This window comes from Pleomorphochaeta sp. DL1XJH-081, assembly GCF_049310885.1.
Taxonomy (GTDB): domain Bacteria; phylum Spirochaetota; class Spirochaetia; order Sphaerochaetales; family Sphaerochaetaceae; genus CAYZJV01.
In genome coordinates, this window is the sequence record NZ_JBMDYO010000141.1 from 1 (window position 1) to 260 (window position 260).

1 protein-coding gene is annotated in these 260 nt (G+C 42.3%); it reads right to left on the minus strand.

All coding sequences use genetic code 11. The features are described 5' to 3' along the window. Positions 1–242: hypothetical protein (locus tag ACODJP_RS14230; protein WP_422482616.1), on the minus strand; the 242-nt coding region annotated here is incomplete at its 3' end. Between the last annotated feature and the right edge of the window lie 18 nt (positions 243–260).

Here is a 260-nt window from a genome sequence, read left to right on the forward strand (position 1 = left end):
GGTATCGATTGCATGGATACAGCATTTAAGCTCTGGTTGTTTGTCATTGTTCCAACTGATGACACCGGAACATACAAGTTTCCAGAGCCTGAAGCCTCAGAAGAACTAATACCATATCCATCACCCTGCATTACTGGTCGCTGATGTTGGTCAAAGTTTTGATGCATGGGCTTTGTGGAGTTTCCATATATTGATCCTGATAAATAGCTCTCAGTTGTTCCAGGACCATTCATCATGGACATATTGTTACTCATCATGCC